General features: G+C 68.1%; 23 protein-coding genes. 18 read left to right on the top strand and 5 right to left on the bottom strand.

Features of this window, described 5'->3' with window-relative positions; genetic code table 11:
* Positions 1–13 precede the first annotated feature (13 nt).
* From IB227_RS08525 to IB227_RS08510, 4 genes are all read left to right on the top strand, one after another.
* Positions 14–331 carry a DUF4156 domain-containing protein gene (locus tag IB227_RS08525; RefSeq protein WP_132863682.1) on the top strand — a complete coding sequence of 106 codons (318 nt, stop codon included), beginning with the start codon at positions 14–16 and terminating at the stop codon, positions 329–331.
* A gap of 119 nt (positions 332–450) precedes the next feature.
* Positions 451–1,467, top strand: coding sequence for a 3-oxoacyl-ACP synthase III (locus IB227_RS08520; protein ID WP_132863681.1), 1,017 nt, complete (start codon positions 451–453; stop codon positions 1,465–1,467).
* A gap of 82 nt (positions 1,468–1,549) precedes the next feature.
* The gene (locus IB227_RS08515) at positions 1,550–2,443 is read left to right on the top strand and encodes an alpha/beta fold hydrolase (RefSeq protein ID WP_192286983.1); all 894 of its coding nucleotides are present in this window, start codon (positions 1,550–1,552) and stop codon (positions 2,441–2,443) included.
* Between the two features lie 157 nt (positions 2,444–2,600).
* Entirely contained in the window at positions 2,601–3,290 is a 690-nt protein-coding gene (locus IB227_RS08510) for a phospholipase D-like domain-containing protein (RefSeq protein ID WP_192286982.1), read from the top strand.
* A gap of 57 nt (positions 3,291–3,347) precedes the next feature.
* On the opposite strand, the gene IB227_RS08505 is transcribed toward IB227_RS08510, so the two are convergent.
* The gene (locus tag IB227_RS08505) at positions 3,348–3,779 is read right to left on the bottom strand and encodes a YkgJ family cysteine cluster protein (protein ID WP_132863676.1); all 432 of its coding nucleotides are present in this window, start codon (positions 3,777–3,779) and stop codon (positions 3,348–3,350) included.
* Between the two features lie 104 nt (positions 3,780–3,883).
* On the opposite strand from IB227_RS08505, the gene oleC reads away from it, so the two are divergent.
* The 3 genes from oleC to IB227_RS08490 all read left to right on the top strand — a co-directional run bounded on the left by oleC (position 3,884) and on the right by IB227_RS08490 (position 7,020).
* Positions 3,884–5,530 carry an olefin beta-lactone synthetase gene (oleC, locus tag IB227_RS08500; RefSeq protein ID WP_192286981.1) on the top strand — a complete coding sequence of 549 codons (1,647 nt, stop codon included), beginning with the start codon at positions 3,884–3,886 and terminating at the stop codon, positions 5,528–5,530.
* Between the two features lie 251 nt (positions 5,531–5,781).
* On the top strand, positions 5,782–6,768 hold the full coding sequence (oleD, locus tag IB227_RS08495; protein ID WP_192286980.1) for a 2-alkyl-3-oxoalkanoate reductase: 987 nt from the start codon (positions 5,782–5,784) through the stop codon (positions 6,766–6,768).
* A gap of 96 nt (positions 6,769–6,864) precedes the next feature.
* Complete coding sequence (locus IB227_RS08490) at positions 6,865–7,020, top strand: DUF1328 domain-containing protein (protein WP_104940304.1); 156 nt, start codon at positions 6,865–6,867, stop codon at positions 7,018–7,020.
* Between the two features lie 69 nt (positions 7,021–7,089).
* On the opposite strand, the gene IB227_RS08485 is transcribed toward IB227_RS08490, so the two are convergent.
* The gene (locus tag IB227_RS08485; RefSeq protein WP_192286979.1) at positions 7,090–7,593 is read right to left on the bottom strand and encodes a GNAT family N-acetyltransferase; all 504 of its coding nucleotides are present in this window, start codon (positions 7,591–7,593) and stop codon (positions 7,090–7,092) included.
* Entirely contained in the window at positions 7,590–8,696 is a 1,107-nt protein-coding gene (gene ddlA / locus IB227_RS08480) for a D-alanine--D-alanine ligase (protein ID WP_132863671.1), read from the bottom strand. Before ddlA ends, IB227_RS08485 begins: the two co-directional genes overlap by 4 nt.
* A gap of 277 nt (positions 8,697–8,973) precedes the next feature.
* Here ddlA and IB227_RS08475 point away from each other — a divergent pair, with 277 nt between their 5' ends.
* Genes IB227_RS08475 through IB227_RS08465 form a run of 3 tightly spaced genes read left to right on the top strand, consistent with a single transcriptional unit; the run spans position 8,974 to position 12,031 of the window.
* Complete coding sequence (locus tag IB227_RS08475; RefSeq protein ID WP_192286978.1) at positions 8,974–9,633, top strand: SCP2 sterol-binding domain-containing protein; 660 nt, start codon at positions 8,974–8,976, stop codon at positions 9,631–9,633.
* Positions 9,630–11,297, top strand: coding sequence for a ubiquinone biosynthesis regulatory protein kinase UbiB (gene ubiB / locus IB227_RS08470; protein ID WP_192286977.1), 1,668 nt, complete (start codon positions 9,630–9,632; stop codon positions 11,295–11,297). The genes IB227_RS08475 and ubiB overlap by 4 nt, the downstream gene beginning before the upstream one ends.
* Positions 11,294–12,031 carry a pseudouridine synthase gene (locus IB227_RS08465; RefSeq protein WP_192286976.1) on the top strand — a complete coding sequence of 246 codons (738 nt, stop codon included), beginning with the start codon at positions 11,294–11,296 and terminating at the stop codon, positions 12,029–12,031. The genes ubiB and IB227_RS08465 overlap by 4 nt, the downstream gene beginning before the upstream one ends.
* A gap of 157 nt (positions 12,032–12,188) precedes the next feature.
* Here IB227_RS08465 and IB227_RS08460 read toward each other — a convergent pair whose 3' ends face one another.
* Positions 12,189–12,725: a DUF2059 domain-containing protein gene (locus IB227_RS08460; RefSeq protein ID WP_132863666.1), complete on the bottom strand. Its 537-nt coding sequence runs from the start codon at positions 12,723–12,725 to the stop codon at positions 12,189–12,191.
* Between the two features lie 297 nt (positions 12,726–13,022).
* Between IB227_RS08460 and IB227_RS08455 the strand changes: the two genes are divergently transcribed.
* The 8 genes from IB227_RS08455 (at position 13,023) to dcp (ending at position 23,729) form a co-directional block, all read left to right on the top strand.
* A complete protein-coding gene (locus IB227_RS08455) occupies positions 13,023–14,081 on the top strand; it encodes a HEAT repeat domain-containing protein (protein WP_192286974.1) in 1,059 nt (352 codons plus the stop codon).
* Positions 14,078–15,586, top strand: a complete 1,509-nt coding sequence (locus IB227_RS08450) for a glycosyltransferase (RefSeq protein ID WP_192286973.1) — start codon at positions 14,078–14,080, stop codon at positions 15,584–15,586. Before IB227_RS08455 ends, IB227_RS08450 begins: the two co-directional genes overlap by 4 nt.
* The gene (locus IB227_RS08445) at positions 15,583–16,875 is read left to right on the top strand and encodes a YaiO family outer membrane beta-barrel protein (RefSeq protein WP_192286972.1); all 1,293 of its coding nucleotides are present in this window, start codon (positions 15,583–15,585) and stop codon (positions 16,873–16,875) included. The genes IB227_RS08450 and IB227_RS08445 overlap by 4 nt, the downstream gene beginning before the upstream one ends.
* 19 nt (positions 16,876–16,894) lie before the next feature.
* Positions 16,895–19,267, top strand: a complete 2,373-nt coding sequence (locus IB227_RS08440) for an LTA synthase family protein (RefSeq protein WP_192286971.1) — start codon at positions 16,895–16,897, stop codon at positions 19,265–19,267.
* A complete protein-coding gene (locus IB227_RS08435; RefSeq protein WP_192286970.1) occupies positions 19,264–20,214 on the top strand; it encodes a hypothetical protein in 951 nt (316 codons plus the stop codon). Before IB227_RS08440 ends, IB227_RS08435 begins: the two co-directional genes overlap by 4 nt.
* A gap of 202 nt (positions 20,215–20,416) precedes the next feature.
* Entirely contained in the window at positions 20,417–20,848 is a 432-nt protein-coding gene (arfB, locus tag IB227_RS08430) for an alternative ribosome rescue aminoacyl-tRNA hydrolase ArfB (RefSeq protein ID WP_192286969.1), read from the top strand.
* A 21-nt stretch (positions 20,849–20,869) separates the two neighbouring features.
* Positions 20,870–21,454, top strand: coding sequence for a lysophospholipid acyltransferase family protein (locus tag IB227_RS08425; RefSeq protein ID WP_318639537.1), 585 nt, complete (start codon positions 20,870–20,872; stop codon positions 21,452–21,454).
* A gap of 115 nt (positions 21,455–21,569) precedes the next feature.
* The gene (dcp, locus tag IB227_RS08420; RefSeq protein WP_192286967.1) at positions 21,570–23,729 is read left to right on the top strand and encodes a peptidyl-dipeptidase Dcp; all 2,160 of its coding nucleotides are present in this window, start codon (positions 21,570–21,572) and stop codon (positions 23,727–23,729) included.
* A 199-nt stretch (positions 23,730–23,928) separates the two neighbouring features.
* Here the strand turns inward: dcp and IB227_RS08415 are convergent, their stop codons facing one another.
* A complete protein-coding gene (locus IB227_RS08415; RefSeq protein WP_192286966.1) occupies positions 23,929–24,153 on the bottom strand; it encodes a hypothetical protein in 225 nt (74 codons plus the stop codon).
* Between the last annotated feature and the right edge of the window lie 40 nt (positions 24,154–24,193).

Here is a 24,193-nt window from a genome sequence, read left to right as displayed (position 1 = left end):
CAAGGAATAGTCCATGCGCGTCCTGCTTCTGTCCGTCCTCATCGCCAGCACCGCCGCCTGCACCTGGGTGCCGATCGAGTCCAGCGGCAAGGCCACGCGCGTGCTGCCGGCCGGCCCGGTGGCGCCGGGCTGCATCAACAAGGGCGAGATCGTGGTCTCGGTCAAGAACAAGGTGGGCTTCTACAACCGCAACCCGCTGCGCGTGCAGGAAGAGCTGGAAACCCTGGCCCGCAACGAGGCCCCCAGCGCCGGCGCCAACGCGGTGCAGGCCACCAGCCAGCCGGCCGATGGCAGCCAGCGCTTCGCCGCCTACCAGTGCCCGCCGCGCTGAGCAGGGGGTATCTGCGGCCCTGGCGACTCCATACGCCGGGGCCGGAATTTGTAAAGATGCGGTAAAAAGGCGCAGACGCTAGAATAGCGCCCCCTTCGCCTGAGTCTTGGCGCTTTCCGATGCCTTTCCAGAATGTCTCGATCGCGGGACTGGCGCATATTGATGCGCCGCATACGCTGACCTCCAAGGAAATCAACGAGCGTCTCCAGCCCACGCTGGAGCGCCTGGGGATTCGTGCCGACGTGCTTGGCGACATCGCGGGCATCCACGCACGGCGCCTGTGGGACCAGGGTACGCAGGCTTCGGACGCGGCCACCATGGCCGGCCAGAAGGCACTGGAAGACGCCGGCATCACCGCCGACAAGGTGGGCCTGCTGGTCAATACCTCGGTCAGCCGTGACTACCTGGAGCCGTCCACCGCCTCGATCGTGTCCGGCAACCTGGGCATCGGCGAGGACTGCGTCACCTTCGACATCGCCAACGCCTGCCTGGCCTTCATCAACGGCATGGACGTGGCCGCGCGCATGCTTGAGCGCGGCGACATCGACTACGCGTTGATCGTCGACGGCGAGACCTCCAACCTGGTCTACGAGAAGACGCTCGAGCGCATGATGTCCCCGGACATCACCGCCCAGCAGCTGCGCGACGAAGTGGCCGCGCTGACCACCGGTTCCGGTGCCGCCGCCATGGTGCTGGCACGCTCGGAGCTAGTGCCGGACGCACCGCGCTACAAGGGCGGGGTGACCCGCGCGGCCAACCAGTGGAACAAGCTGTGCGTGGGCAACCTGGACCGCATGGTCACCGATACCCGCCTGCTGCTGATCGAAGGCATCAAGCTGGCCACCAAGACCTTCGAGGCCACCCGCATCGCGCTGGGCTGGGCCGTGGAGGAGATCGACCAGTTCGTCATCCACCAGGTCAGCCAGCCGCATACCAACGCCTTCATCAAGGCCTTCGGCATCGACCCGAAGAAGGTGATGACCATCTTCGGCGAGCACGGCAACATCGGCCCGGCCTCGGTGCCGATCGTGCTGAGCAAGCTGCGCCAGCTCGGCAAGCTCAAGAAGGGCGACCGCGTCGCGCTGATGGGCATTGGCTCGGGCCTGAACTGCACGATGGCCGAGGTGGTCTGGTAACGCGCTTTTCCCTTCTCCCCAAGGGGAGAAGGGCTTTGATCACGGGGCCGGTTCTGCCGGCCTTTTTCGCAGGTGTGACCCGATGAGCACGTTCCCCGGCTACCCCAGCAATACCCACCGTTTCGAAGTACGCCCCGGCTTGTCGATGAACTACATCGACGAGGGCCCGCGCGATGGCGAGGTGGTGGTGATGCTGCACGGCAACCCGTCGTGGAGCTACCTGTGGCGGCACCTGGTCAACGGGCTGAGCGACAAATACCGCTGCATCGTGCCGGACCACATCGGCATGGGCCTGTCCGACAAGCCGGACGACAGCCGCTACGACTACACCCTGCAGTCGCGCGTGGATGACCTGGACGCGCTGCTGCGCCACCTGGGCATCACCGGCCCGGTGACCCTGGCCGTGCACGACTGGGGCGGCATGATCGGCTTCGGCTGGGCGCTGTCGCACCATGCCCAGGTCAAGCGCCTGGTGATCACCAACACCGCGTCGTTCCCGCTGCCGGCGGCCAAGCCGATGCCGTGGCAGATCGCCATGGGCCGGCACTGGAAGCCGGGCGAGTGGTTCATCCGCACCTTCAATGCGTTCTCCTCCGGTGCGTCCTGGCTGGGCGTGAGCCGGCGCATGCCGGCCGACTTGCGGCGTGCCTACGTGGCCCCGTACGACAGCTGGGACAACCGCATCTCCACCATCCGCTTCATGCAGGACATCCCGCTGTCGCCGGCCGACAAGGCCTGGTCGCTGCTGGAGCGTGCCGCCGCGGCGCTGCCGTCCTTCGCCGATCGCCCCGTGTACATCGCCTGGGGCCTGCGTGACATCTGCTTCGACCATCACTTCCTGGCCGGCTTCCGCGCGGCATTGCCGCAGGCCGAGGTGACCGCGTTCGAGGATGCCAACCACTACGTGCTGGAAGACAAGCACGAGGTGATCGTGCCGGCGGTACGGGCATTCCTGGAGCGCAACCCGATCGCCTGATGCGCCTGGCGTGGCGGCGTGGCCGCCCGGGTGGGTGCACGTGTCTCCACGCCGCGTTGCTGCAGGGCGCTGAACGATCGGTGGCTTCGCCGCCGGGGTTGCTCCTGCCGGCGGTGTCTGTGCCAAGCTGTCCGCCTACCCGTACATGGAGCGATGGATGGATTTCGACAGTCTGGACCGTGAGTTGCGCGACAGCGTGCAGGACCGGGTGCTCAGCCCGCAGGAAAAGGTCGAGCTGCGCGAGCTCGGCGAAGAGCTGCCACCGGACCGCGTGCGTTTCCTGCGCAACCGGGCCTTCGACATCGCCCGCGAACAGATCGCCGCCAATCCGGCCGACGCGCTGCCGCTGCTCAAGTGGGTCGAGCAGATCGTACGCACACTGGATGCCAGCGCCGATGTCCCGGAGACCCTGAGCAGCGTCTACTTCTCGCCGGGGGATGCCTGCATGCAGCGCCTGCGCGGGCTGTGCACCAGTGCAAAGAAGAGTCTGGACATCTGCGTGTTCACCATTTCCGACGACCGCCTGACCAGCGTCATCCTCGATGCGCACAAGCGCGGCGTGCAGGTGCGCATCGTCAGCGACAACGACAAGCTCTACGACGATGGCAGCGACATCCGTCGCCTGCACGAGGCCGGCATCGCGGTGCATGTGGACCACACCCAGTACCACATGCACCACAAGTTCGCGCTGTTCGACGGCAAGCTGCTGGCCAACGGCAGCTTCAACTGGACGCGCACCGCCACCTCGTACAACGACGAGAACCTGGTGGTCACCAACGACCGCAACCTGGTGCGCAGCTTCGCGCAGGAGTTCGAGGACCTGTGGGGGCGTTACACCGCGCTGTGAAGCGCCCTGCAGCGGGCTGCCGGCTCGGCAGCCCCGGGTAAGCGCGGCGGCGGGAGCTCAGGCGGCGACCGGCGTGTTCGGTGGCGAGGAGGGGCTGTTGCCGTTGTCGTCGGGATGGTCGTCGTCATTGTCGGCGTCATCGCGCCAGCGCCAGTCCGCCAGGGTCAGCGGCGCCATGCCATGCGCGATGCGCGCGCGGTCGCACTGCGAGCTGGCCTTGCCGTACTCCCACGAGGCATCCACCTCGCGGCACACGCTGGGCCGGTTGGGATGGATGGTGCAGCGCGAGTACACGCCGATCTCAGAATCCAGCGCCACACAGCGGATCGGGTCCGAGTACGTGCCCTGCATGCACAGGCGATGCGGGTCCAGGCGCTGGGTCAGCTGGTGCGGCACGCCGCCTTCGGTGACTTCATCCGATTCCATCCAATGGAAGGCGACACGGTACTGGGTGCAGCAGGCACCACACGTCAGGCAGGGATGGGGCATGGGAAGCCGGCCTTCGGGCGGCAGCGGGGCGATGGGGAAGGCACGGAATTTTCCACGCTGCCGGGCCGCGCGCAAGAATTTTCTTCAGCGGCGACAATAGGAAGATGAACAAACACTGCAATATCGCCGCGCGCCTGCCTGAACTGGCGCGTGAACGTCCCGACCAGATCGCCATCCGTTGTCCGGGCCGACCCGGTCCCGGGGGCATGGCTGCCTACGACGTGACCCTGGATTACCGCAGTCTGGATGCGCGCAGCGATGCGATCGGTGCCGGGTTGGCCGCGTATGGCATCGGTCGCGGCGTGCGCACGGTGGTGATGGTGCGCCCGGGGCCGGCGTTCTTCCTGCTGATGTTCGCCCTGTTCAAGATCGGCGCGGTGCCGGTGCTGGTCGACCCGGGCATCGACAGGCGTGCGTTGCGCCAATGCCTGGACGAAGCCCAGGCGCAGGCCTTCATCGGTATCCCGCTGGCGCACCTGGCGCGCCTGCTGCTGGGCTGGTCGAAGTCCGCCACGCGCCTGGTCACGGTGGGCCGGCGCTGGGGCTGGGGGGGCACCACGCTGGCCGCGCTGGAGGCGGCCGGCAGTGGCAAGGGCAGCCAGCTGGTTGATACCGCGCCCGATGACGTGGCCGCGATCCTGTTCACCAGTGGCTCGACTGGCGTGCCCAAGGGCGTGGTGTACCGCCATCGCCATTTCGTCGGCCAGGTGGAGCTGCTGGGCAATGCCTTCGGCATGCAACCCGGTGGCGTGGACCTGCCGACCTTCCCGCCGTTCGCCTTGTTCGACCCGGCGCTGGGCCTGACCTCGGTGATCCCGGACATGGACCCGACCCGGCCTGGCAGCGCCGACCCGCGCAAGCTGCATGACGCGATCAATCGCTTCGGCGTGACCCAGCTGTTCGGCTCGCCGGCGTTGATGCGGGTGCTGGCCGAACACGGCCAGCCGCTGCCGACGATCACCCGCGCCACCTCGGCCGGCGCGCCGGTGCCACCGGAGACGGTGGCCAGGATCCGCGCGCTGCTGCCCGAGCATGCGCAGTTCTGGACGCCGTACGGGGCCACCGAATGCCTGCCGGTGGCGGTGATCGAGGGCCGCGAGCTGCAGGACACGCGCGGCGCCACCGAGGCCGGTGCCGGTACCTGCGTGGGTCGCGTGGTGCCGCCCAACCAGGTGCGCATCATCGCCATCACCGACGCGCCGATCCCGGAGTGGAGCGGGGTGCGCGAGTTGCCGGTTGGCGAAGTAGGCGAGATCACCGTGGTTGGCCCGACCACCACCGACAGTTATTTCAATCGTCCGCAGGCCACGGCCGCGGCGAAGATCCGCGAGGTACTCGGCGATGGCGGTGAGCGCATCGTGCATCGCATGGGCGACGTGGGGTGGTTCGACGCGCAGGGCCGCCTGTGGTTCTGCGGGCGCAAGACCCAGCGCGTGGAAACCGCGCAGGGCCCGCTGTACACCGAGCAGGTCGAGCCGGTGTTCAACACTGTCGCCGGGGTGCGCCGCACCGCGCTGGTCGGCGTCGGCGCACCGGGCAGCCAGGTGCCGGTGCTGTGCTACGAAGTGCTGCCGGGCGCCGATGCCGTGGGGGTGGAGGCGCAGCTGCGTGCGCTGGCCGCGGCGCAACAGACGCTGGCCGGGATTGCCACGTTCCTGCGCCATCCGGGTTTTCCGGTCGATATCCGTCATAACGCCAAGATCGGGCGCGAGAAGCTGGCGGTGTGGGCGACGGAGAAGCTGGGGGCTTAAGGCCCCAAAGCGCGACCCCTCCCCGGCCCTCCCCTTGGCTGCGCCAAAGGGAGGGGGCAGAAGCATGGCTTTCGCGATGACCTGACCGACCTGCATGAACCACCCCCTCCCTTTGGCGCAGCCAAGGGGAGGGCTGGGGAGGGGGAGAACGCGGTTCCGGCCAGATCCCCAAAACCCCAGGCCCTCCGCTGCTGCGATACTTGCAACCCGAACAGCCGGCACAGGGGCCGGCAGCAGAGGCGATCGAACAGATGAAGATTCTTGTCACCGGTGGCGGTGGGTTCCTGGGGCAGGCCTTGTGCCGCGGGCTGGTCGAGCGCGGGCATGAGGTGCTCAGCTTCAATCGCGGCCATTACCCGGCGCTGCAGGCGCTCGGCGTGGGCCAGATCCGGGGTGACCTGGCCGATGCCAATGCGGTGCATCACGCCGCCGCCGGCGTTGACGCGATCTTCCACAACGCCGCCAAGGCCGGTGCCTGGGGCAGTTATGACAGCTATTTCCAGGCCAACGTGGTCGGTACCCGCAACGTGCTGGCCGCGTGCCGCGCGCATGGCATCGGCCGGCTGGTCTACACCTCCACGCCCAGCGTGACCCATCGCGCGACCCATCCGGTGGAAGGCCTCGGTGCGGATGAAGTGCCTTACGGCGAGGACTTCCAGGCACCCTATGCGGCCACCAAGACCCTCGCCGAGCAGGAAGTGCTGGCCGCCAACGGTGCCGAGCTGGCCACCGTGGCATTGCGTCCGCGCCTGATCTGGGGCCCGGGTGACAACCAGTTGGTGCCGCGCCTGGCCGAGCGTGCCCGCGCCGGCCGGTTGCGCTTCGTGGGCGACGGCAGCAACAAGGTCGATACCACGTTCATCGACAACGCCGCGCAGGCGCACTTCGATGCCTTCGATCACCTGGTGGTCGGCGCGGCCTGCGCCGGCAAGGCCTACTTCATCTCCAACGGTGAGCCGCTGGAGATGCGCGTGCTGCTCAACAAGCTGCTGGCCGCGGTCGATGCGCCGCCGGTGACCAAGACCGTTTCGTTCAAGACCGCCTACCGCATCGGCGCGGTGTGCGAGCGGCTGTGGCCGCTGCTGCGGCTGCGCGGCGAGCCGCCGATGACGCGCTTCCTGGCCGAACAGCTGTGCACGCCGCATTGGTATTCGATGGAACCGGCGCGCCGCGATTTCGGCTATGTCCCGCAGGTGAGCATCGCCGAAGGCCTGCGCCGCCTGGCGGCCGGTCGCTGAAGCGCAGGGTCGTCATCCGGCGCTCACGCCCCCATCACCGTCTGACCACCGCGTCTTGTCCAGCATGGACCCTGTTTTCATATACAGGAGGTCGCCATGCTTCATTACGCCGTCGTCTTCTTCGTGATCGCCATCATCGCCGCGTTGCTGGGCTTCAGTGGCATCGCCGGTGCGGCGAGCAACATCGCCTGGATCCTGTTCGTGGTGTTCCTGATCCTTGCGGTGATCTCGCTGTTCCGCAAGAAGGGCTGAACCGCTTGAACCACAACGGCCCGCCCGGGTGTCCCAGGGCGGGCCGTTGCGTTTGCCGCCGGGCGCCGGTCAGGGCGCGAGCGGGCACGCGAAGTAGGTCACCGTCTTGCCATTGTCCAGGCGGGCTTCGCCCACCGGCCTGAAGCCGAGCTGCTGGTGGAAGGCCACGGAAGCGGGATTGGGCGGATCGGCGTTGATCTCGCAGACCAGGCAATCATGGCCATGCAGGCGTGCGTGCGCGGCCAAAGCGGCGTACAGCTGCCGTGCCAGCCCCTTGCCGCGCGCCCGCGCGTCGACCACCACGCGGTCGATGTAGACGAAGCGCCGGTAGCGCGCCGACAGCCAGGCGAAGTTGGGGTTGTCGTAGTCGGCGTCCTGGTCCAGCGCGATCAGCAGCGCCTGCGCATCGGCGCAGGTGCGGGCGAAGAACGCCTGCCGCAGCAGCCGTGCGAAGGCCGCCGGCTCCTGCCAGGACAGCTCCTGCGCGTGGGCGTTGTTCAACGCCAGCAGTGCAGGCAGGTCGTCGCCGGTGATCGCGCGGGGCGCGTCACCGGCGGCGGGCGCTGGGTTCATGGCGTGGAGGTGATCGAGCTGGACAGCGCCTTGTCGGCGGCATGGCGCTCCAGCGCCAGCTCGACCAGGCGGGTGATCAGCGCGGTGTAATCCAGGCCGGAGGCGCCCCACAGCTTGGGATACATGCTGATCCGGGTGAAGCCGGGCAGGGTGTTGATCTCGTTGATGACCACCTCGCCGGCCTCGGTGAGGAACACGTCCACGCGCGCCATGCCGGCGCACTCCAGCGCCTGGTAGGCGCGGATGGCGATCTGGCGGATGCGCTGCTGGGCGTCGTCGCTGATGTCGGCCGGGATCACCGTTTCGGCGCCGTTGGCGCTGATGTACTTGGTGTCATAGGCGTAGAAGTCGTCGTGCACAACCACTTCGCCGCAGACACTGGCCTCGGGGTGGTCGTTGCCGAGCACCGCGCATTCGATCTCGCGGCCGACGATGGCAGATTCCACCAGCACCTTGTGGTCGAAGGACAGCGCCAGCGCCATGGCGGTGGCGAACTCCCCGGCATTGCGCACCTTGCTCACGCCGACCGACGAGCCCTGGTTGGCGGGCTTGACGAACAGCGGCGTGCCCAGCTGCGCGACCAGCGTGGCGTAGTCGGCGCCGGCGGCGGTGCTGCGGTTGAAGCAGGCAAACGGGGCGACGGCCAGGCCGGCGTCGCGCAGCAGGCGCTTGGTCACGTCCTTGTCCATCGCCGCGGCCGAGCCCAGCACGCCGGAGCCGACGAACGGCAGGTTGGCCATGCGCAACAGGCCCTGCAGCGAGCCATCCTCGCCCAGGGTGCCGTGCACGATCGGGAACACCACGTCGATCTGCTGCAGCGCCGAGGCCGGGTCGCTGGGTACCAGCTGCGCCTGCTCGCGGCCCGGAAGCACTGCCACGGCATTGCCGGAACGGTTCAGCGCGATCCGCGCCGGGTCGTTGGCGTTGAGCAGGAACTGCTGCGGGTCGCTGACGTGCCAATGGCCCTGCTTGTCGATGCCGATCAGGCTGACATCGAACCGCTCCTTGTCCAGCGCGTCGAGGATGTTCTTCGCCGACTGCAGCGAGACCTCGTGTTCGGCCGAACGACCGCCGAAGATGATGCCTACCCGGGTCTTGCCCATTGCCTGTTGCTCCTGCCGAATGCCTGTGAGGGGTATGCATAGCATGAAGCAGGGAATGGGGCAGGGGGAACAGGAAATGTTCTTGCGGGGAGCGGGCGAGCAGGGACGGGCAGGGCGGTTTCACGCGCTCCCGCGCCCGTTGCCGTTCCACGGCGAAAAGCACCGGTGTGTCTGGAAAGGTGACATTCAGCCAAACGCCCCTCGCACCGCCGGCCGCATGCGCCCCCGCGTTCCCGGTCCCCGACCACGGCCATTCCCGGTTGCCTGCTTCGGTAGAATGCCCGGCATGTCTCCATCCCCCTTCAATGTCATCAAGCCGCTGGCCGGGCGAGCGCTGGAAGTGGCGCTCAACCGTGCGCTGGCCCTGGACCCGGATACCCGCAGTGCGCTGGCCACGCTGGACGGGCAACGCATCGCCCTGACCCTGGAATCGCCGGCACTGGCGATGCAGATCGGCGTCAGCGGGCAGCGCCTGACCGTGGGCCCGGTCGATTCCGCGCAGGAGGCCGACCTTGCCGTGCGCAGCACGCTCGGTGGCGTGCTGGCGCAATTGCCGTTCCTGGCCAATGCACGGCGCGGCAACAGCGCGCCGGCCGGGCGGGTGAAGGTGTCCGGTGATGCTGAATTGGCGCGCCGGCTGCAGCAGCTGGCCAGCCGTTTCGATCCGGATTGGCAGCAGCCCTTCGTCAAGGCTTTCGGCGAGGTGCTGGGCGTACAGATCGCGCAGACCCTGCGCGCGGCGCTGGTGCAGGCGCGGCGCAGTGCAAGGGACCTGGCCGAAAGCGCCGCTGAGTACGTCACCGAGGAGTCGCGTGACGTGGTGCCGCGCGCCGAGCTGGAGGCCTTCCACGACGACGTGGATGTGATACGCGACGACGTCGAGCGCCTGGGCGTGCGCGTGGCGCGGCTGCGCCAGCGCCTGGGAGGTGCCGCATGAAGGCGACCCGCGCGATGTTCCGCGCCAGCCGCATCGGCCGGGTGATCCTGCGCTACCGCCTGGACGCGCTGCTCGATGGCACCCCGGTGGAGCGCTGGCTGCGCCTGGCCAAGCCGTTCGTGCCGCGCGCCAGTGCCGACATCGCCTCGCTCTCGCGTGGCGCACGGCTGCGCCTGGCGCTGCAGGAGCTGGGGCCGATCTTCGTCAAGTTCGGGCAGATCCTGTCCACCCGCCGCGACCTGGTGCCGCCGGACGTGGCCGCCGAACTGACCCTGCTGCAGGACCGGGTCAAGCCGTTCGATGGGGAACGCGCGTTGCAGATCGTCGAACAGGCACTGGGCCTGCCGATCACCGAGGCGTTCGCCAGCTTCGATACCACGCCGCTGGCCTCGGCCTCGATCGCGCAGGTGCATGCCGCGACGCTGGACGGTGGCCGCCAGGTGGTGGTCAAGGTGCTGCGCCCGGACATCGAGCAGCAGATCGCCGGTGACATCGCCCTGCTCAAGTCGCTGGCCGCGCTGGTCGAGCGCACCCATCCGCGTGCGGACAAGATCCGCCCGCGCGAAGTGGTGGCCGAGATCGAGACCACCCTGGCCGCCGAGCTGGACCTGCAGCGCGAAGGCGCCAATGCCAGCGTGCTGCGCCGGTTCTGGGAGAACTCCGATGACCTGTACGTGCCGGAGGTGATCTGGAGCCACACCGCCGAACGCGCGTTGACGCTGGAGCGGGTATGGGGCATCCCCTCGGACGACATCGCCGCGCTGGACACCGCCGGCATCAACCGCCAGGCGCTGGCGGCCAAGGGCGTGCGCGTGTTCTACACGCAGGTGTTCCGCGACAACTTCTTCCACGCCGATGCGCACGCCGGCAACATCTGGGTCGACATCGACCCGGCGCGCCGCGATAACCCGCGTTTCATCGCGCTGGACTTCGGCATCATGGGCCAGCTTTCGGAGGAGGATCAGTACTATCTCGCCGAGAACTTCATGGCGATCTTCAACCGCGACTACCGGCGCATCGCCGAGCTGCACCTGCAGGCGCAATGGATGCCGGCCACGGTGCGCATCGACGAGCTGGAAGCGGCCGTGCGCGCGGTGTGCGAGCCGTACTTCACCCGCCCGCTGTCGCAGATCTCGCTGGCCGAGGTGCTGGTCAAGCTGTTCCGCACCGCGCAGCGCTACCAGCTGACCCTGCAGCCGCAGTTGATCCTGCTGCAGAAGACCCTGCTCAACATCGAGGGCGTGGGCCGCCAGCTCGACCCGCAGCTGGATATCTGGGCGGTCGCCAAGCCGGTGCTCGAACGCATCCTGCGCGAGCGCTACAGCCCGCGCCGCGCGTTGAAGGAACTGGCCAAGCGCCTGCCGGAAATCATGACCCAGGCCCCGGACATGCCGGCGCTGCTGCACAGTTGGCTGCGCCAGCAGGTCGAGGGCAAGCACGAGCTGGCGATGCGCTCGCAGGACATCGTCAGCCTCAACGAGACCCTGCGCCGCATGCAGCGACGCGTGGTCACCGCGGTGACCGGCGTCGGCCTGGTGGTGGTGTCGGCGCTGCTGTACGGGCTGCAGACCGGTGGCCCGCTGCTTGCCTCGGTGCCGCTGTGGTCGTGGATCACCGGCGGCGTGGGCGTGCTGGCGCTGGCGTCGGCCTGGTTGCGGCGATGAGCGCGACGGTGGAAGCCGCCGAAGCGGAAGTCGTGTTCGAGCCGTTGCCGTTGTTGTACGAGGACCAGTGGCTGGCGGTGGTGAACAAGCCGGCTGGGCTGATGGTCCACGACAGCAAGCTGGCCCGCGGCGAGGATGACTTCCTCGCCGACCGCCTGCGCGCGCAGCTGGGCAAGCCGATCTTCCTGGTGCACCGGCTGGATCGTGCCACCAGCGGCTGCCTGCTGCTGGCCTTCGATCGTGAAACGGCCAGTGCGCTGGGCAAGGCGCTGATGGGTGGCGAGGTGAGCAAGGATTACCTGGCGGTGTGCCGGGGCTGGCCGGCCGAAGACGCGTTCACCGTCGACCACGACCTGGACGGCGGCCCGGGTAAACCGGTCAAGAAGCCGGCCATCACCCATTTCCAGAAGCTGCTGACCGGCGAGCTGCCGATTCCCTCGAACGGCTTCCCGACCTCGCGCTATGCCTTGCTGCGCTGCCAGCCGCAGACCGGGCGTTTCCGCCAGATCCGCCGGCACCTCAAGCACCTGTTCCATCACCTGATCGGCGATACCAGCCACGGCGATGGGCGGCACAACCGCACGTTCCGCATGCAGGGCGTGCACCGCATGCTGCTGCACGCCGAGCGGCTGGCTTTCCCGCATCCGCAGGGCGGCCGGGTGGACGTGAGCGCGCCGCTGGACCGCGAGTTCGGCAAGGCGATGGACCTGTTCGGGTGGTCGCCGCAGCCGTGAGGTGAGGGGGCCGTTGCCCCGACCGCACCCCGCCTTGCTGTGCAAGGAGGGGACGGTTCCTGCAGGTCAGTCCGATCACAGCGATCGCCACGCTCCCGCCTCCTCCCTTGGCATCGCCAAGGGCAGCACCACGCGGGGGCGTTGCTTCCTCTTTCGTTTACTTCCCGCCCTTGGCCTCGGGCTCATTGACGATCTGCTGCAGGTCCTTTTCCAGGTCCGCCAGCAGCGGCGTCATCTTCTGCTGGATGGCGACCATCAGGTTCTGCATCAGCGTCGGGGTCTTGTCGAGCAGGCTCTGGCCGGCCGGGCTCTCGTAGAACTCGGCCATCGCCAGCACGTCCTCCTTCGAGAACGAACGCTTGTACAGGTCCACGTACATCGGCCGCATCTGCGACCACGACAGCGCTTCGCGCATGGTCTGCGAGGTGCGCTGCTGGATGCGCTGGATGCGTTGCTTCTGCTCCGGGCTCAGCTGCTGGTTGCCGCTGAGCTGGGCGAACTGCTGCTGCTGCATGGCTTCCATCTGCGGCAGCATCGCGTCGAGCATGTTCTGCGCACGGGAGGCGGCGAGCAGGCGGTTGATGTCGCTGTCCGACGGTGGCGTGGCCAGGGCGGGCGCGATGCCGGCCAGCAGCAGGCTGCCGGCCAGCAGCAGGGGCGTGAGGCGGGAACGGACGGTGCGATGTGCAGACATGGGCCTTCCTGGAGTCCGGGGCATGCCCGGAGCATACCTGCGGTGCAGCATCGGCGTGCCGCTCGCCCGGCCTGGCCGACTGGACGTGTGACCGGATGTTTTCGGCAAGTTGTTGTTTTCAATGTAAAAACAGCAATCCGCGTGAAGGGCCTAGCAGATCAGGATGTCACCTGGATGAAAATTTTACGGAAAATGAGATGTAAATCACATTTTTCGGCGTAGGCTCTGCCTGAAGGTGCGACACAGGGGAGGGGCAGGCACGGTAGCCAGGCCCCTGCATCAATGGGGGGAAGGGCGATGGAAGAGCTGGCCAAGGGGTCGACTGTCGTGATGATCGCGGGCTGGGTCGCGGTGCTGACCCTGCTGCTCGCGTGCGTGCTGTTGACCCTCATCGTGATCCTGAGAATGCGCGCGCAGCGCCGCGAGCAACGCGACCTGCAGGCACGCGAGCACTGGACGCGGGTGCTGCAGCAGGCCCTGCTGGGGCCGGTGGAGGTGCAGCGGCTGCAGCCGGGTGAAGTGCAGGGCTTTGTCGACGCCTGGAACGCCCTGCACGAATCACTGCCGGAGGAGGCCGCACGGCGCCTGGTCCCGGTCGGGCAGCGGGTCGGGCTGGAGGAGGTCTCGCCACGGCTGCTGCGCGGCAGCTACCACGACCGTGCGATGACCATCATCGCCCTGGGCCACCTGCGCGATCGTCGCCTGTTCGACCGGCTGTCGCCGTTCCTGACCGACCGCAGCCCGATCGTGTCGCTGTGCGCGGCGCGTGCGCTGGCCCAGGTGGACCCGCCCCGCGCGATGGCGATGTTCGTGCCACTGGTGGCCGAGCGCGAGGACTGGGTGCCGGGCAACGTCGCACGCATCCTGGCCGAGAACAAGGACGGCAGCGCCGCCCGCGAGCTCGGCAATGCATTGCTGCGTGCCAACGCCGATACCACGGTGAAGCTGGTGCGCTTCCTGGCCGACATCGATCCGCAACGCGCCAGCGGCGTGCTCCGGCAGCTGCTGGACGGGCACGTCGACGACCACATCATCTCGGTCTGCCTGCAGCTGGTGAACGACCGCCACGAGCGCGAGCGGGTGATCGGGTTCCTTGCCGCCTCGCGCTGGCATGTCCGCATGCATGCGGCGGTCGCGCTGGGCCGCATCGGCGAGGCCGCCGACGCCGCGCGGCTGGAGCCGTTGCTGGCCGACAGCGTGTGGTGGGTGCGCTACCGCGCGGCGCAGGCGCTGATGGCGCTGAGCGGCAACGGCGTGGAGGCCATGCGCAAGGTGCAGCAGCGGCAGGGGGATGCCTTCGGCCGCGACATCATCGACCAGGTGTTGTCCGAGCACGGGCTCAGGGGGGCGACATGAACTACTGGCAATCCTTCGTGGAGTACCTGCAGCAGTTGCCATGGCTGCAGCAGCTGGCCGCGCTGCAGTGGCTGTTCGTCGCCTACTTCGTGGCGATCAACCTGGCCTACCTGGTGCTCAACTACATCTCCGCCTACCAGATCGTGCGCTACATGCGCGAATACCGGGCCAACTACCTGCCGGCGGCGCTGCGCGAGTACCAGCCGCCGGTCAGCATCGTGCTGCCGGCCTACAACGAGGAAACCTCGGTGGTGTCCTCGGTGCGTTCGCTGCTCAAGACCAGCTACCCCGACTTCGAGATCGTGGTGGTCAACGACGGTTCCAGCGACCGCACCCGCGAGGCATTGATCGAGGCCTTCGGCCTGGTACTGGTGCCGGAGGCCTATCGCGCGCGGCTGCACACCGAGCTGGTCAAGGGCGTCTATGCCTCGGCCCGCTACCCGCGCGTGCGCATGGTCGACAAGGCCAACGGCGGCAAGGCCGATGCGATCAACGCCGGGATCAACTGCGTGCGCTACCCGCTGTTCTGCGTGATCGACGCCGACAGCATCCTGCAGCCGGAAAGCCTCTCGCGGGTGGTGCGCCCGTTCCTGGAGGACCGCCGGGTGATGGCCAGCGGTGGCGTGGTGCGCGTGCTCAACGGCTGCACGGTCAAGGACGGCATGTTGTCCGAAGTCGGCCTGCCCCGCCGCCTGCTGCCCAGCTTCCAGCTGGTGGAGTACCTGCGCGCGTTCCTGTTCGGGCGCATGGGCTGGTCGCCGATGAATGCCCTGCTGATCATCTCCGGCGCGTTCGGGGTGTTCTACAAGGAACGGGTGATCGCCATCGGTGGCTATCGCACCGATACCGTGGGCGAGGACATGGATCTGGTGATCCGCCTGCATCGCAACCTGCGCGAAGAACAGCGCGACTACCGCATCGTGTTCGTGCCCGACCCGGTGTGCTGGACCGAGGCACCGACCGACCTGGCCTCGCTGCGCAACCAGCGCGTGCGCTGGCAACGCGGCCTGGCCGAGAGCCTGTGGTCGAACATCCGGCTGATGTTCAGCCGCCACGGTGGCGCGGCCGGATGGGTGGCGTTCCCGTTCATGCTGGTGTTCGAGTTCCTGGGCCCGGTGATCGAGGTGATCGGCTATGCCTCGATGATCGTACTGGCACTGGTGGGGCTGGTGCCGCTGGATGTGTTCCTGGTGTTCCTGGCCGCCGCGGTGGGCATGGGCATCCTGCTCTCGGTCAACGCGATGCTGCTGGAGGAGCTGTCCTTCGGCCTGTACAAGCGGCCACTGCAGCAGCTGCGGATGTTCGTCGTCGCGGTGCTGGAGAACTTCGGCTACCGCCAGATCAATTCCTGCTGGCGCTTCGTCGGCACCATGCGCTGGTTGTTCAGCCGGCGCCGGCGCCACAGCTGGGGACACGTCAGCCGCGATGGTTCCTGGCAGCAGAACGCGGCCGGTGCGGAGCCGGCGAGCCAACCGCATGCGCCGGAAGGGAGCCACCTACCATGAAGACCAGGAGCGATTCATTGGCCATGCAACCGCCTTCCACTCCCCGCACGCTGCACGTGGCGCTGCTGCTGGTGCTGGCCAGCTGCAGTGCCGCCGCGATGGCGCAGGATGCCGAGCCGGACGCGCTCACCGTGCAGATGCGCCAGGTGCAGGCACTGGCCACCGGCGGGCAGCGTACCGAGGCCCTGGCGCGCTACACGGCCCTGCTGGTCGAGCACCCCGGCAATGGCGACCTGTTGCTGGCACGTGGGCGCACCTACGCGTGGGACGGCCAGTATGCGGCGGCGGAGAACGACCTGCGCGCGGTGGTGGAAAAAAGCCCGACCTATGCCGACGCGTGGTCGGCGCTGGGTGACGTGTACCGCTGGAGCGACCGTCCGCAACCGGCCGCCGATGCCTACTCCCATTGGGTGGAACTGGCACCGCAGGACCCGGCCGCGCGCATCGCCCGCGGGCGCGCCCTGCGCGATGCCGGGCAGCGCGAAGCGGCGCGCGCCGACTTCGATGCCGCCGCCGGCCTGGGCGCCGACCCCGGCGAGATCGCCGGCCTGCAGCAGAGCCTGTTGCCGCGCCTGTCCAACCCGGACGTGATCGTCGCCGGCTACCGCTGGAGCGCCAGCGCGGGTTGGGACCACACCGGCTTCAGCGGTGACCGGGAAAGCTGGAACGACGCCGACCTGACCGTGCGCCGCCAGTTCAGCCGCGGCTCGCTGGGCCTGGAGCTGCTGCGCGCCGATCATTTCGGCATCCGCGATACGGCCTGGGCACTGGATGGCTACGTCCCGTTGTGGCCGCGCGCCTACGCCAACCTGCGGTACCAGCACGGCCCTTCCGGCGGGGTGCTGCCGCGCCAGGCCTGGCGCGCGGAAGTGTTCCAGGGCGTGGGCAGTGGCTGGGAGCTGTCGGCCAGCGTCGACCACCTGCGCTTCTCCGGCGATACCGAGTTCTACGGGATCGGCGTGGGGCGCTACGTCGGCAACTGGTACGGCCGCTACAAGCTGCAGCACGTGCCCGGCGTCGGCAATGGCAGCTGGAGCCACCGCGTGCTGCTGCGCAACTACTACAAGGGCGATGCCGACGACTACCTGGAGGTCAGCGCCAGCAGCGGTCGCAGCACCGACATGGACCGCTTCGGCACCGTGGTGCGCGACAGCAACGCCGCGGTCGGGGTGGCATGGAAGCACTACTTCGCGCCGAATTGGGGCTTCAAGATCGGGCTTGGCTATGCCGATGACGACGGCGGCTACGACGAGCAGCGTGTCTCCGCGTCGCTGTACACGCGCTGGTAGCCGGGCCGCGGTGATGACGATGACCGAACACAACGGCAATGCGTGGTCGCGTTTCTCCTCCGCCTTCCCGGCACTGTTGCTGGCGCAGGCGGTGCTGGTGGCCGGCGCGGTGCTCAATGGCCTCCAGGGCGCGAGCTGGGACGGCAACCAGCGGTGGGCCATCGCGGGCATCGCACTGGTGCAGGCCGGCCTGGTGCTGCTGCGGCTGGTGCCGTTGCTGCTGCTGGTGAGCCTGCCGGTGCTGGCGATCCGCCGGCGCGTGCCGCGCGTGCTGCTGCTGGCGGTGGTGTGGTCATTGCTGCTGGTGGTGCAGGCCATGCTCGACCAGTACTACCAGGTGGCGCAGGTGCCCTTGGGCGCGGACCTGTTCGGTTACAGCACGGCGGAAATCCGCACCACGCTGGCCGATGGTGCAGCGCTCAAGCCGCGCGGCGTGCTCGCCCTGGTGCTGCCGCTGGTGGTGCTGTGGCTGGGCCTGTTGCTCTGGCATCGCCGCGACGGGCGGGGCTCGACGCTGGCCACGACGGTACTGCTGGTCGCCGGCATTGCCGCATGGCTGCTGCCGCTGCCGGCCGGGGCCAAGGTGTTGGGCGATGATGCCGCACGCGGCCTGGCCTGTAACAAGCTGGCCTGGTTCAGTGGCGATGTATGGCGCTGGCGCCGGGACGGCGCAGGCATCGTTTCGCCGCCGCCGGTGGCCGCAGCCACGCAGTTGCCGGCGCTGGATCCGCAGTACCCGTTCCTGCGCCAGGAGTCGACCCCCGACACGCTGGGCGACTACTTCTCGCCGACCCGCGACGGCAGCCGGCCGAACGTGGTGGTGATCGTGGTCGAGGGCCTGGGGCGTTCGTTCTCCGGGCCGCAGGCATCGTTGGGCAGCTTCACGCCGTTCCTCGACGAACTGGCCGCGCGCAGCCTGTACTTCGACAACTTCCTTGCCAACCAGGGCCGGACCTTCGGCGTCCTGCCGACGTTGTTCGGCTCGGCACCGTTCGCCGAGCAGGGCTTCACCGCGCTGGGGGCCGGCATGCCGGCGCATCCGGGGTTGTTCAGCGTGCTCGGCCAGCAGGGCTACCACACCGCCTTCTACAACGGCACCGACACCGCCTTCGACGACGAGAAGGGGTACATGCAGCTGCAGCAGGTCCAGCAGCTGGTGGACATGAACTCCTTCGGCGACGGCTACCAGCGCAACCCCTTCAGTGCCTGGGGCTATCCGGACAAGGAGCTGGTCTCGCGCGTGCTGGCCGACAGCAACCGCCTGCAGGCCCCGTTCCTGGCGGCGATCCAGACCATCTCGATGCACACCAGCTACGCGTTCCCCGGCCAGGAGGTCTACCGCGCGCGGCTGGAACAGCGCCTGCAGGCGTTGCAGGTGCCCGCCGCGCAACTGCCGGCGTACCGCGCCAATGCCGCGGAGTACAGCACCATCCTGTACACCGATGACCAGCTGCGCCGTTACTTCGACAGCGTGGCCAGTGCACCGTGGTACGCCAATACCATCTTCGTGGTGACCGGCGACCATCGCCTGCCGGAGATCCCGATGGGCGAGCACGTGGACCGCTACCACGTGCCGCTGATCATCTTCTCGCCCCTGCTCAAGCAGCCGCGGCGCGTGCGCGCGGTGTCCTCGCAGCTGGACGTGACGCCGTCGCTGGTGGCGCTGCTGTCCAATACCTACGGCCTGCAACGCCCGGCGCGGACGCCGTGGCTGGGCACCGGCCTGGACATGGCCGAGAGCTTCCGCAACATCCATGCGCTGCCGCTGCAGCAGACCAAGACCAGCGCGCCGGAGTACCTGGCCGAACGCTGGTGGCTGCGCGAGGGCAAGCTGTACGAGCTGCAGGACGGCATGCACCTGGCCGAAGCCGACGATCCGGCGGTGCGTGACTGGGTGGCCGCGCGACGGGCGCATTACGTGCAGGCCAATGCGATCTTCATGCAGCGGCGGGCATTGACCCCGGACGGTGCCAACGCGCCGCTGGTGGCGTACCAGGCACCGGCACGGCCGGATGCCCTGGCGGTGGTCGCACCGACCGCGCACGGCGTGGGCATGGAGTCCGCGCAGGTGGCGCGCATCGGCGGGGGCGTGCAGTTGACGGCGGTGTTCAGCAATGGCGACGCGGTCCCGAGCAAGCCGTTCGTGCCGCTGGCCGTGTTGGCGACCGAGGATGGCCGCGAGTTGAAGGAGGTGTACGGCAGCGCCGTGCAGCTGCCGGTGGGCGGCAAACAGCAGGTGCAGCTGCTGCTGCCCTATCCGCAGGCATGCGCCGGCCGCTGCTTCGTGTCGGTGTTCCCGTCCGACCCGGACAACGGCAAGCCGGTCGGCATCGGCCGCTACCACCTGCCGGTGGAGGCCGGTGCCGCCACCGCCGGCGGGAGCGCGCCATGAGGTCGCTGTGGGCCGGTGGCCTGGTCTGGTTGATGTGCGCGCTGCCGGCCACGGCGGCCAGCCCCGCCAGCCGCGCGTTCTGGACCTGGGAAGCGGAGTCGTATGCGCTGGTCGAGGATCCGGCCGTGGCCGAGGAGGCCATCGCCTACCTCAAGCCCCGGCATGTCGACACGCTGTACCTGTATGCCGATGCCTACCAGGGCCGCAACCTGATCGTGGAGCAGCCGCAGCTGTACCGTGCCTTCATCGAGCGCATGCATGCGCAGGGCATGAAGGTCTACGCGCTGCTCGGTTCGGCCTACCTGAACACCGAGAACTACGTGCTGCCATCGCATCGCGCGCAGGCCGAGGCGATGTTCCTGCGGGTGGTCGAGTACAACGCCAGCGTGCCGGAGACGGCGCGCTTCGACGGCGCCAACCTGGACATCGAGCCGCACATCCTGGATGCATGGGACGAGGACACCCGCGAGGGCCTGCTCGCCGGCTTCCTGGACATGAGCGATGCGTTGATGCAGATCAAGCATGCGCATGGCGCGACCTTGAGCGTGGGGCCGGCGATACCGTTCTGGCTCGATGGCATCGAGCTGGAGTGGAAGGGCAGGCGCCGCCCGGTCAGCGAGCACACGATCGACCTGTATGACTACGTCGCGCTGATGGACTATCGCGACAAGGCAGAAGGCAGTGACAGCATTCTTTCGCATGCGGCCAGCGAGATCGCCTATGCCAACCAGGTGGGCAGGAAGGTGGTGATCGGGCTGGAGGTGTCGCCGAACGAGATCGACAAGGTCACCTTCGACGAGGAAGGGCCGGAGGTGTTCGAGCAGGAAGTGGCCAAGGTGGAGCGTGCCTTGCGCAAGGACCCGTCGTTCGCCGGCTTCGCCATCCACCATTACCGCGCCTGGCGGCGTTGGGAAGCGCGGGAGTGGGATCCGGCGCAGGCGCGCTGAGTTCTCTCCGGGCCGCCTGTGCCGGCTCCTGCCCAGCCTTCCCCGGCCGTGCAGGGAGAGGGTTCGCTGGACGGGAAAGCGCATCGTGATGCTGCGTTCCGCTGTCCCTTTGGCGCCGCCAAGGGGAGGGTTGGATAGGGACTTCCGCCGAGCGCGCCCGCCGAGCATGGCCCGGCATGGGTCGGCTGCTTACAATGCGCCGATGGGGACAGGCCTGATCGAAATCTCGGCGCAGCTGGCGATACCGGAAACGGAGATCGTCGAACGCTTCGTGCGCGCCAGCGGGGCCGGCGGGCAGAACGTGAACAAGGTATCCACCGCGGTGGAACTGCGCTTCGACGTGGCCGGCTCGCCCTCGCTGCCCGAGCCGTTGCGGCAGCGCCTGCTGGCACGCCGCGACCGCCGCATGACCGGCGAGGGCGTGCTGGTGATCGACGCCCAGCGCTTTCGCACCCAGGACCGCAACCGCCAGGATGCCCGCGAGCGGCTGGTGGCCTTCATCCAGACCAGCCTGTCGGTGCCCAAGGCGCGGGTGGCGACCAAGCCCACCTACGGTTCCAAGCTGCGCCGGCTGGACCAGAAAAAGGAACGCGCCCAGGTCAAGCGCGGCCGTTCAACCCGCAATTGGGAGTAGTACTTGAGCCATTCCGAGCCCGTGGTGCCCGTCATTCCATCCAATGTGCCCAGGGTCAAACCCAATGCGTTCGTCCGTTGGCTGGGGCGCACCGTGCTGCGCCTGGGCGGCTGGCGCATCCGCGGCCCGATCCCGGACCTGTCCAAGGCGGTGGTGATCGCCGCGCCGCATACCTCCAACTGGGACGGGCTGTGGGGGCTGGCGGCCAAGATGGCGCTGGGCGTGGAAGCGCGCATCCTGGGCAAGGACAAGCTGTTCTGGTGGCCGCTGGGCAGCGTGCTGCGCGGGCTGGGCGTGGTGCCGCTGGACCGCAGCTCGCCGCAGGGCACGGTCGGGCAGGCGGTGGCGATGATCCAGGGCAGCGAGCGGATCTGGTTCGCACTGGCCCCGGAAGGTACGCGCAAGCCGGTCAAGGAGTGGAAGACCGGATTCCTGCGCATCGCGCGCACCGCCCAGGTGCCGGTGATCCCGGCCTATTTCCACTACACCGAACGGGTGATCGGCTTCGGACCGCCGTTCCACACCAGCGGTGACGACGTGGCCGACATGGCGGCCATCCGCGCGTGGTACCGGCCGTGGCGGGGCCGCAACCGCGGCACCACCTGAGCGGCCGCGCGGCGGGGCCGGCCAGGCCCAAGGCGCCACCATCGGCACATGCTGGAAACCGGTGATCGGAGTAGGGTGATGGGTTGTTCGAAGCCCGTTCCCAAGGAGCCGTTTCATGTCGCGTACCGTAGTTCTGGCCGCTGCCATCAGCCTTGCGCTGGCGGCCTGTTCCGGCAAGGAGTCCACCACCCCCGTGAGCGCCAACGCCCCCGCCCAGGCCGGCCAGCCGGCCGACGCCTCGACCAACCCGTTCATGACCGCCAGCAGCCTGCCGTTCCAGGCACCGGCGTTCGACAAGATCAAGGACAGTGACTACCTGCCGGCCTTCGAGGAAGGCATGCGCCAGCACCTGGTCGAGATCAAGCAGATCACCGACAACACCCAGCCGGCCACCTTCGACAACACGCTGCTGCCGATGGAGCAGTCCGGTGCGATCCTGGACCGCGTCAGCCGCGTGTTCTTCAGCGTGGTGCAGGCCGATACCAACCCCGAGCGCCAGAAGATCCAGGAAGACGTGGTGCCGAAGCTGGCCGCGCACAGCGATGCCATCTACCTCGATGCCAAGCTCTTCGCGCGCGTGAAGGCGGTCTATGACGCACGCGCCAGCGCCGGGCTCGACGCCGAGCAGCTGCGCGTGGTCGAGGAGACCTACAAGGGCTTCGTCAAGGCCGGCGCCGAACTCAACGACGCCGACAAGGAAACCCTGAAGCAGTACAACGCCGAGGAAGCCACACTCTCCAACGACTTCCACAACAAGCTGGTGGCGGCCACCGCCGCCGGCGCGGTGACCCTGGATGACAAGGCGCAGCTGGCCGGCCTGTCCGAAGCCGACATCGCCGCCGCCGAAGGTACCGCCAAGGAGCGCAAGCTCGACGGCAAGTGGGTGCTGAGCCTGCAGAACACCACCCAGCAGCCGGCGTTGATGTCGCTGCAGGACCGCGACGTGCGCGCCAAGGTGCTGGAAGCCTCCGAGACCCGCACCGAGCACGGTGACGCCAACGACACCCGCCGCATCATCCAGCGCCTGGCCCAGCTGCGCGCGGCCAAGGCCAAGCTGCTTGGCTTCCCGAACTACGCCGCCTACAACCTGACCGACCAGATGGCGCAGAACCCGGCCAACGCGCTGAAGCTGCTGACCGACACCGTGCCGGCAGCCACCGCCAAGGCGCGGGGTGAACTGGCCGAGATCCAGCAGGTGATCGACGCGCAGAAGGGTGGCTTCAAGGCCGCCGCCTCGGACTGGGACTTCTACGCCGAGCAGGTGCGCAAGGCCAAGTACGACCTGGACGAGTCGCAGATCAAGCCGTACTTCGAGCTGGACAACGTGCTGCAGAACGGCGTCTTCTATGCCGCCAACCAGCTGTACGGCCTGACCTTCAAGGAGCGCAAGGACCTGCCGGTGTACAACCCGGACGTGCGCGTGTTCGAGGTCAGCGACGCCGACGGCAAGCCGCTGGCGCTGTTCTACGCCGATTACTTCAAGCGTGACAGCAAGTCCGGCGGCGCGTGGATGGACGTATTCGTCGAGCAGAACGGCCTGACCGGCAGCAAGCCGGTGGTCTACAACGTGTGCAACTTCACCAAGCCCGCCGCCGGCCAGCCGGCGCTGCTGAGCTGGGACGACGTGACCACGATGTTCCACGAGTTCGGCCACGCCCTGCATGGCATGTTCTCCAACACCAAGTACCCGAGCGTGGCCGGCACCGCGGTGCCGCGCGACTTCGTCGAGTTCCCCTCGCAGTTCAACGAGCACTGGGCGTCGGACCCGAAGGTGTTCGCCAACTACGCCAAGCACTACCAGAGCAAGGAAGCGATGCCGCAGGCGCTGGTGGACAAGATCGCCAAGGCCAAGACCTTCAACCAGGGCTACATGACCACCGAATACCTGTCGGCGGCGCTGCTGGACCTGGCCTGGCACACGCAGGCGGCCGATGCCCCGCAGCAGGACGTGGACACGTTCGAGGCCGATGCGCTCAAGCGTTACAAGGTGGACCTGGCGCAGGTGCCGCCGCGTTACCGCAGCAGCTACTTCGACCACATCTGGGGTGGCGGTTACTCGGCTGGTTACTACGCCTACTTCTGGGCGGAGATGATCGACCATGACGCCTTCGAGTGGTTCAAGGAGAACGGTGGCCTGACCCGTGAGAACGGCCAGGTGTTCCGCGACAAGATCCTGTCCATCGGCAACACCCGCGACCTGGCCACGGCCTACCGCGACTTCCGCGGCAAGGACCCGAGCGTGGAGCCGCTGCTGCACAACCGCGGCCTGAAGTAATCGCGGCATCACAGTGGTTTGATTGAAACGACGAACGGCAGGGGAAACCCTGCCGTTCGTGTATCCAGCGTTGTTGTAGGAGCGGCCTCGGCCGCGAAGCTGGTAATGGCGAAGCCTGCATGAAGTCTGCAACTGCATCCGCCATGACGTCGTTCCGGCTCGTCAGCTTCGCGGCCGAGGCCGCTCCTACGGCAGCAATCTACAACCGGCTGACCATCTTCAGCCGCACCTGCGAGGCGGCCACATCGTGGCGCTGCGCGGCCATCGCACACAGCCGATCCAGCAGCGCCTGTGGGTCCTGCAGCAGCGGGTCCGCATCACCGATGCGGACGGCAAGATGGCCCCACCAGAACGGGTGGCCGTCCACGTAGATTTCGTAGCCAGCCACGTATTGGTGTTCGTGATGCAGATTCATGGTGGTCATCGGCGATATCCGGCCAACTGCGTAGGAGCGGCCTCGGCCG

The organism is Stenotrophomonas sp. STM01 (assembly GCF_014852135.1).
GTDB lineage: Bacteria > Pseudomonadota > Gammaproteobacteria > Xanthomonadales > Xanthomonadaceae > Stenotrophomonas > Stenotrophomonas capsici.
This window is presented reverse-complemented; position numbering and strand designations above follow the sequence as displayed.

Bases quoted from the DNA above. Each gene is read 5' to 3' on its own strand.
- IB227_RS08525 (WP_132863682.1), top strand. From the start codon at position 14: ATGCGCGTCCTGCTTCTGTCCGTCCTCATCGCCAGCACCGCCGCCTGC.
- IB227_RS08520 (WP_132863681.1), top strand. From the start codon at position 451: ATGCCTTTCCAGAATGTCTCGATCGCGGGACTGGCGCATATTGATGCG.
- IB227_RS08515 (WP_192286983.1), top strand. From the start codon at position 1,550: ATGAGCACGTTCCCCGGCTACCCCAGCAATACCCACCGTTTCGAAGTA.
- IB227_RS08510 (WP_192286982.1), top strand. From the start codon at position 2,601: ATGGATTTCGACAGTCTGGACCGTGAGTTGCGCGACAGCGTGCAGGAC.
- IB227_RS08505 (WP_132863676.1), bottom strand. From the start codon at position 3,779: ATGCCCCATCCCTGCCTGACGTGTGGTGCCTGCTGCACCCAGTACCGT.
- oleC (WP_192286981.1), top strand. From the start codon at position 3,884: ATGAACAAACACTGCAATATCGCCGCGCGCCTGCCTGAACTGGCGCGT.
- oleD (WP_192286980.1), top strand. From the start codon at position 5,782: ATGAAGATTCTTGTCACCGGTGGCGGTGGGTTCCTGGGGCAGGCCTTG.
- IB227_RS08490 (WP_104940304.1), top strand. From the start codon at position 6,865: ATGCTTCATTACGCCGTCGTCTTCTTCGTGATCGCCATCATCGCCGCG.
- IB227_RS08485 (WP_192286979.1), bottom strand. From the start codon at position 7,593: ATGAACCCAGCGCCCGCCGCCGGTGACGCGCCCCGCGCGATCACCGGC.
- ddlA (WP_132863671.1), bottom strand. From the start codon at position 8,696: ATGGGCAAGACCCGGGTAGGCATCATCTTCGGCGGTCGTTCGGCCGAA.
- IB227_RS08475 (WP_192286978.1), top strand. From the start codon at position 8,974: ATGCCCGGCATGTCTCCATCCCCCTTCAATGTCATCAAGCCGCTGGCC.
- ubiB (WP_192286977.1), top strand. From the start codon at position 9,630: ATGAAGGCGACCCGCGCGATGTTCCGCGCCAGCCGCATCGGCCGGGTG.
- IB227_RS08465 (WP_192286976.1), top strand. From the start codon at position 11,294: ATGAGCGCGACGGTGGAAGCCGCCGAAGCGGAAGTCGTGTTCGAGCCG.
- IB227_RS08460 (WP_132863666.1), bottom strand. From the start codon at position 12,725: ATGTCTGCACATCGCACCGTCCGTTCCCGCCTCACGCCCCTGCTGCTG.
- IB227_RS08455 (WP_192286974.1), top strand. From the start codon at position 13,023: ATGGAAGAGCTGGCCAAGGGGTCGACTGTCGTGATGATCGCGGGCTGG.
- IB227_RS08450 (WP_192286973.1), top strand. From the start codon at position 14,078: ATGAACTACTGGCAATCCTTCGTGGAGTACCTGCAGCAGTTGCCATGG.
- IB227_RS08445 (WP_192286972.1), top strand. From the start codon at position 15,583: ATGAAGACCAGGAGCGATTCATTGGCCATGCAACCGCCTTCCACTCCC.
- IB227_RS08440 (WP_192286971.1), top strand. From the start codon at position 16,895: ATGACCGAACACAACGGCAATGCGTGGTCGCGTTTCTCCTCCGCCTTC.
- IB227_RS08435 (WP_192286970.1), top strand. From the start codon at position 19,264: ATGAGGTCGCTGTGGGCCGGTGGCCTGGTCTGGTTGATGTGCGCGCTG.
- arfB (WP_192286969.1), top strand. From the start codon at position 20,417: ATGGGGACAGGCCTGATCGAAATCTCGGCGCAGCTGGCGATACCGGAA.
- dcp (WP_192286967.1), top strand. From the start codon at position 21,570: ATGTCGCGTACCGTAGTTCTGGCCGCTGCCATCAGCCTTGCGCTGGCG.
- IB227_RS08415 (WP_192286966.1), bottom strand. From the start codon at position 24,153: ATGACCACCATGAATCTGCATCACGAACACCAATACGTGGCTGGCTAC.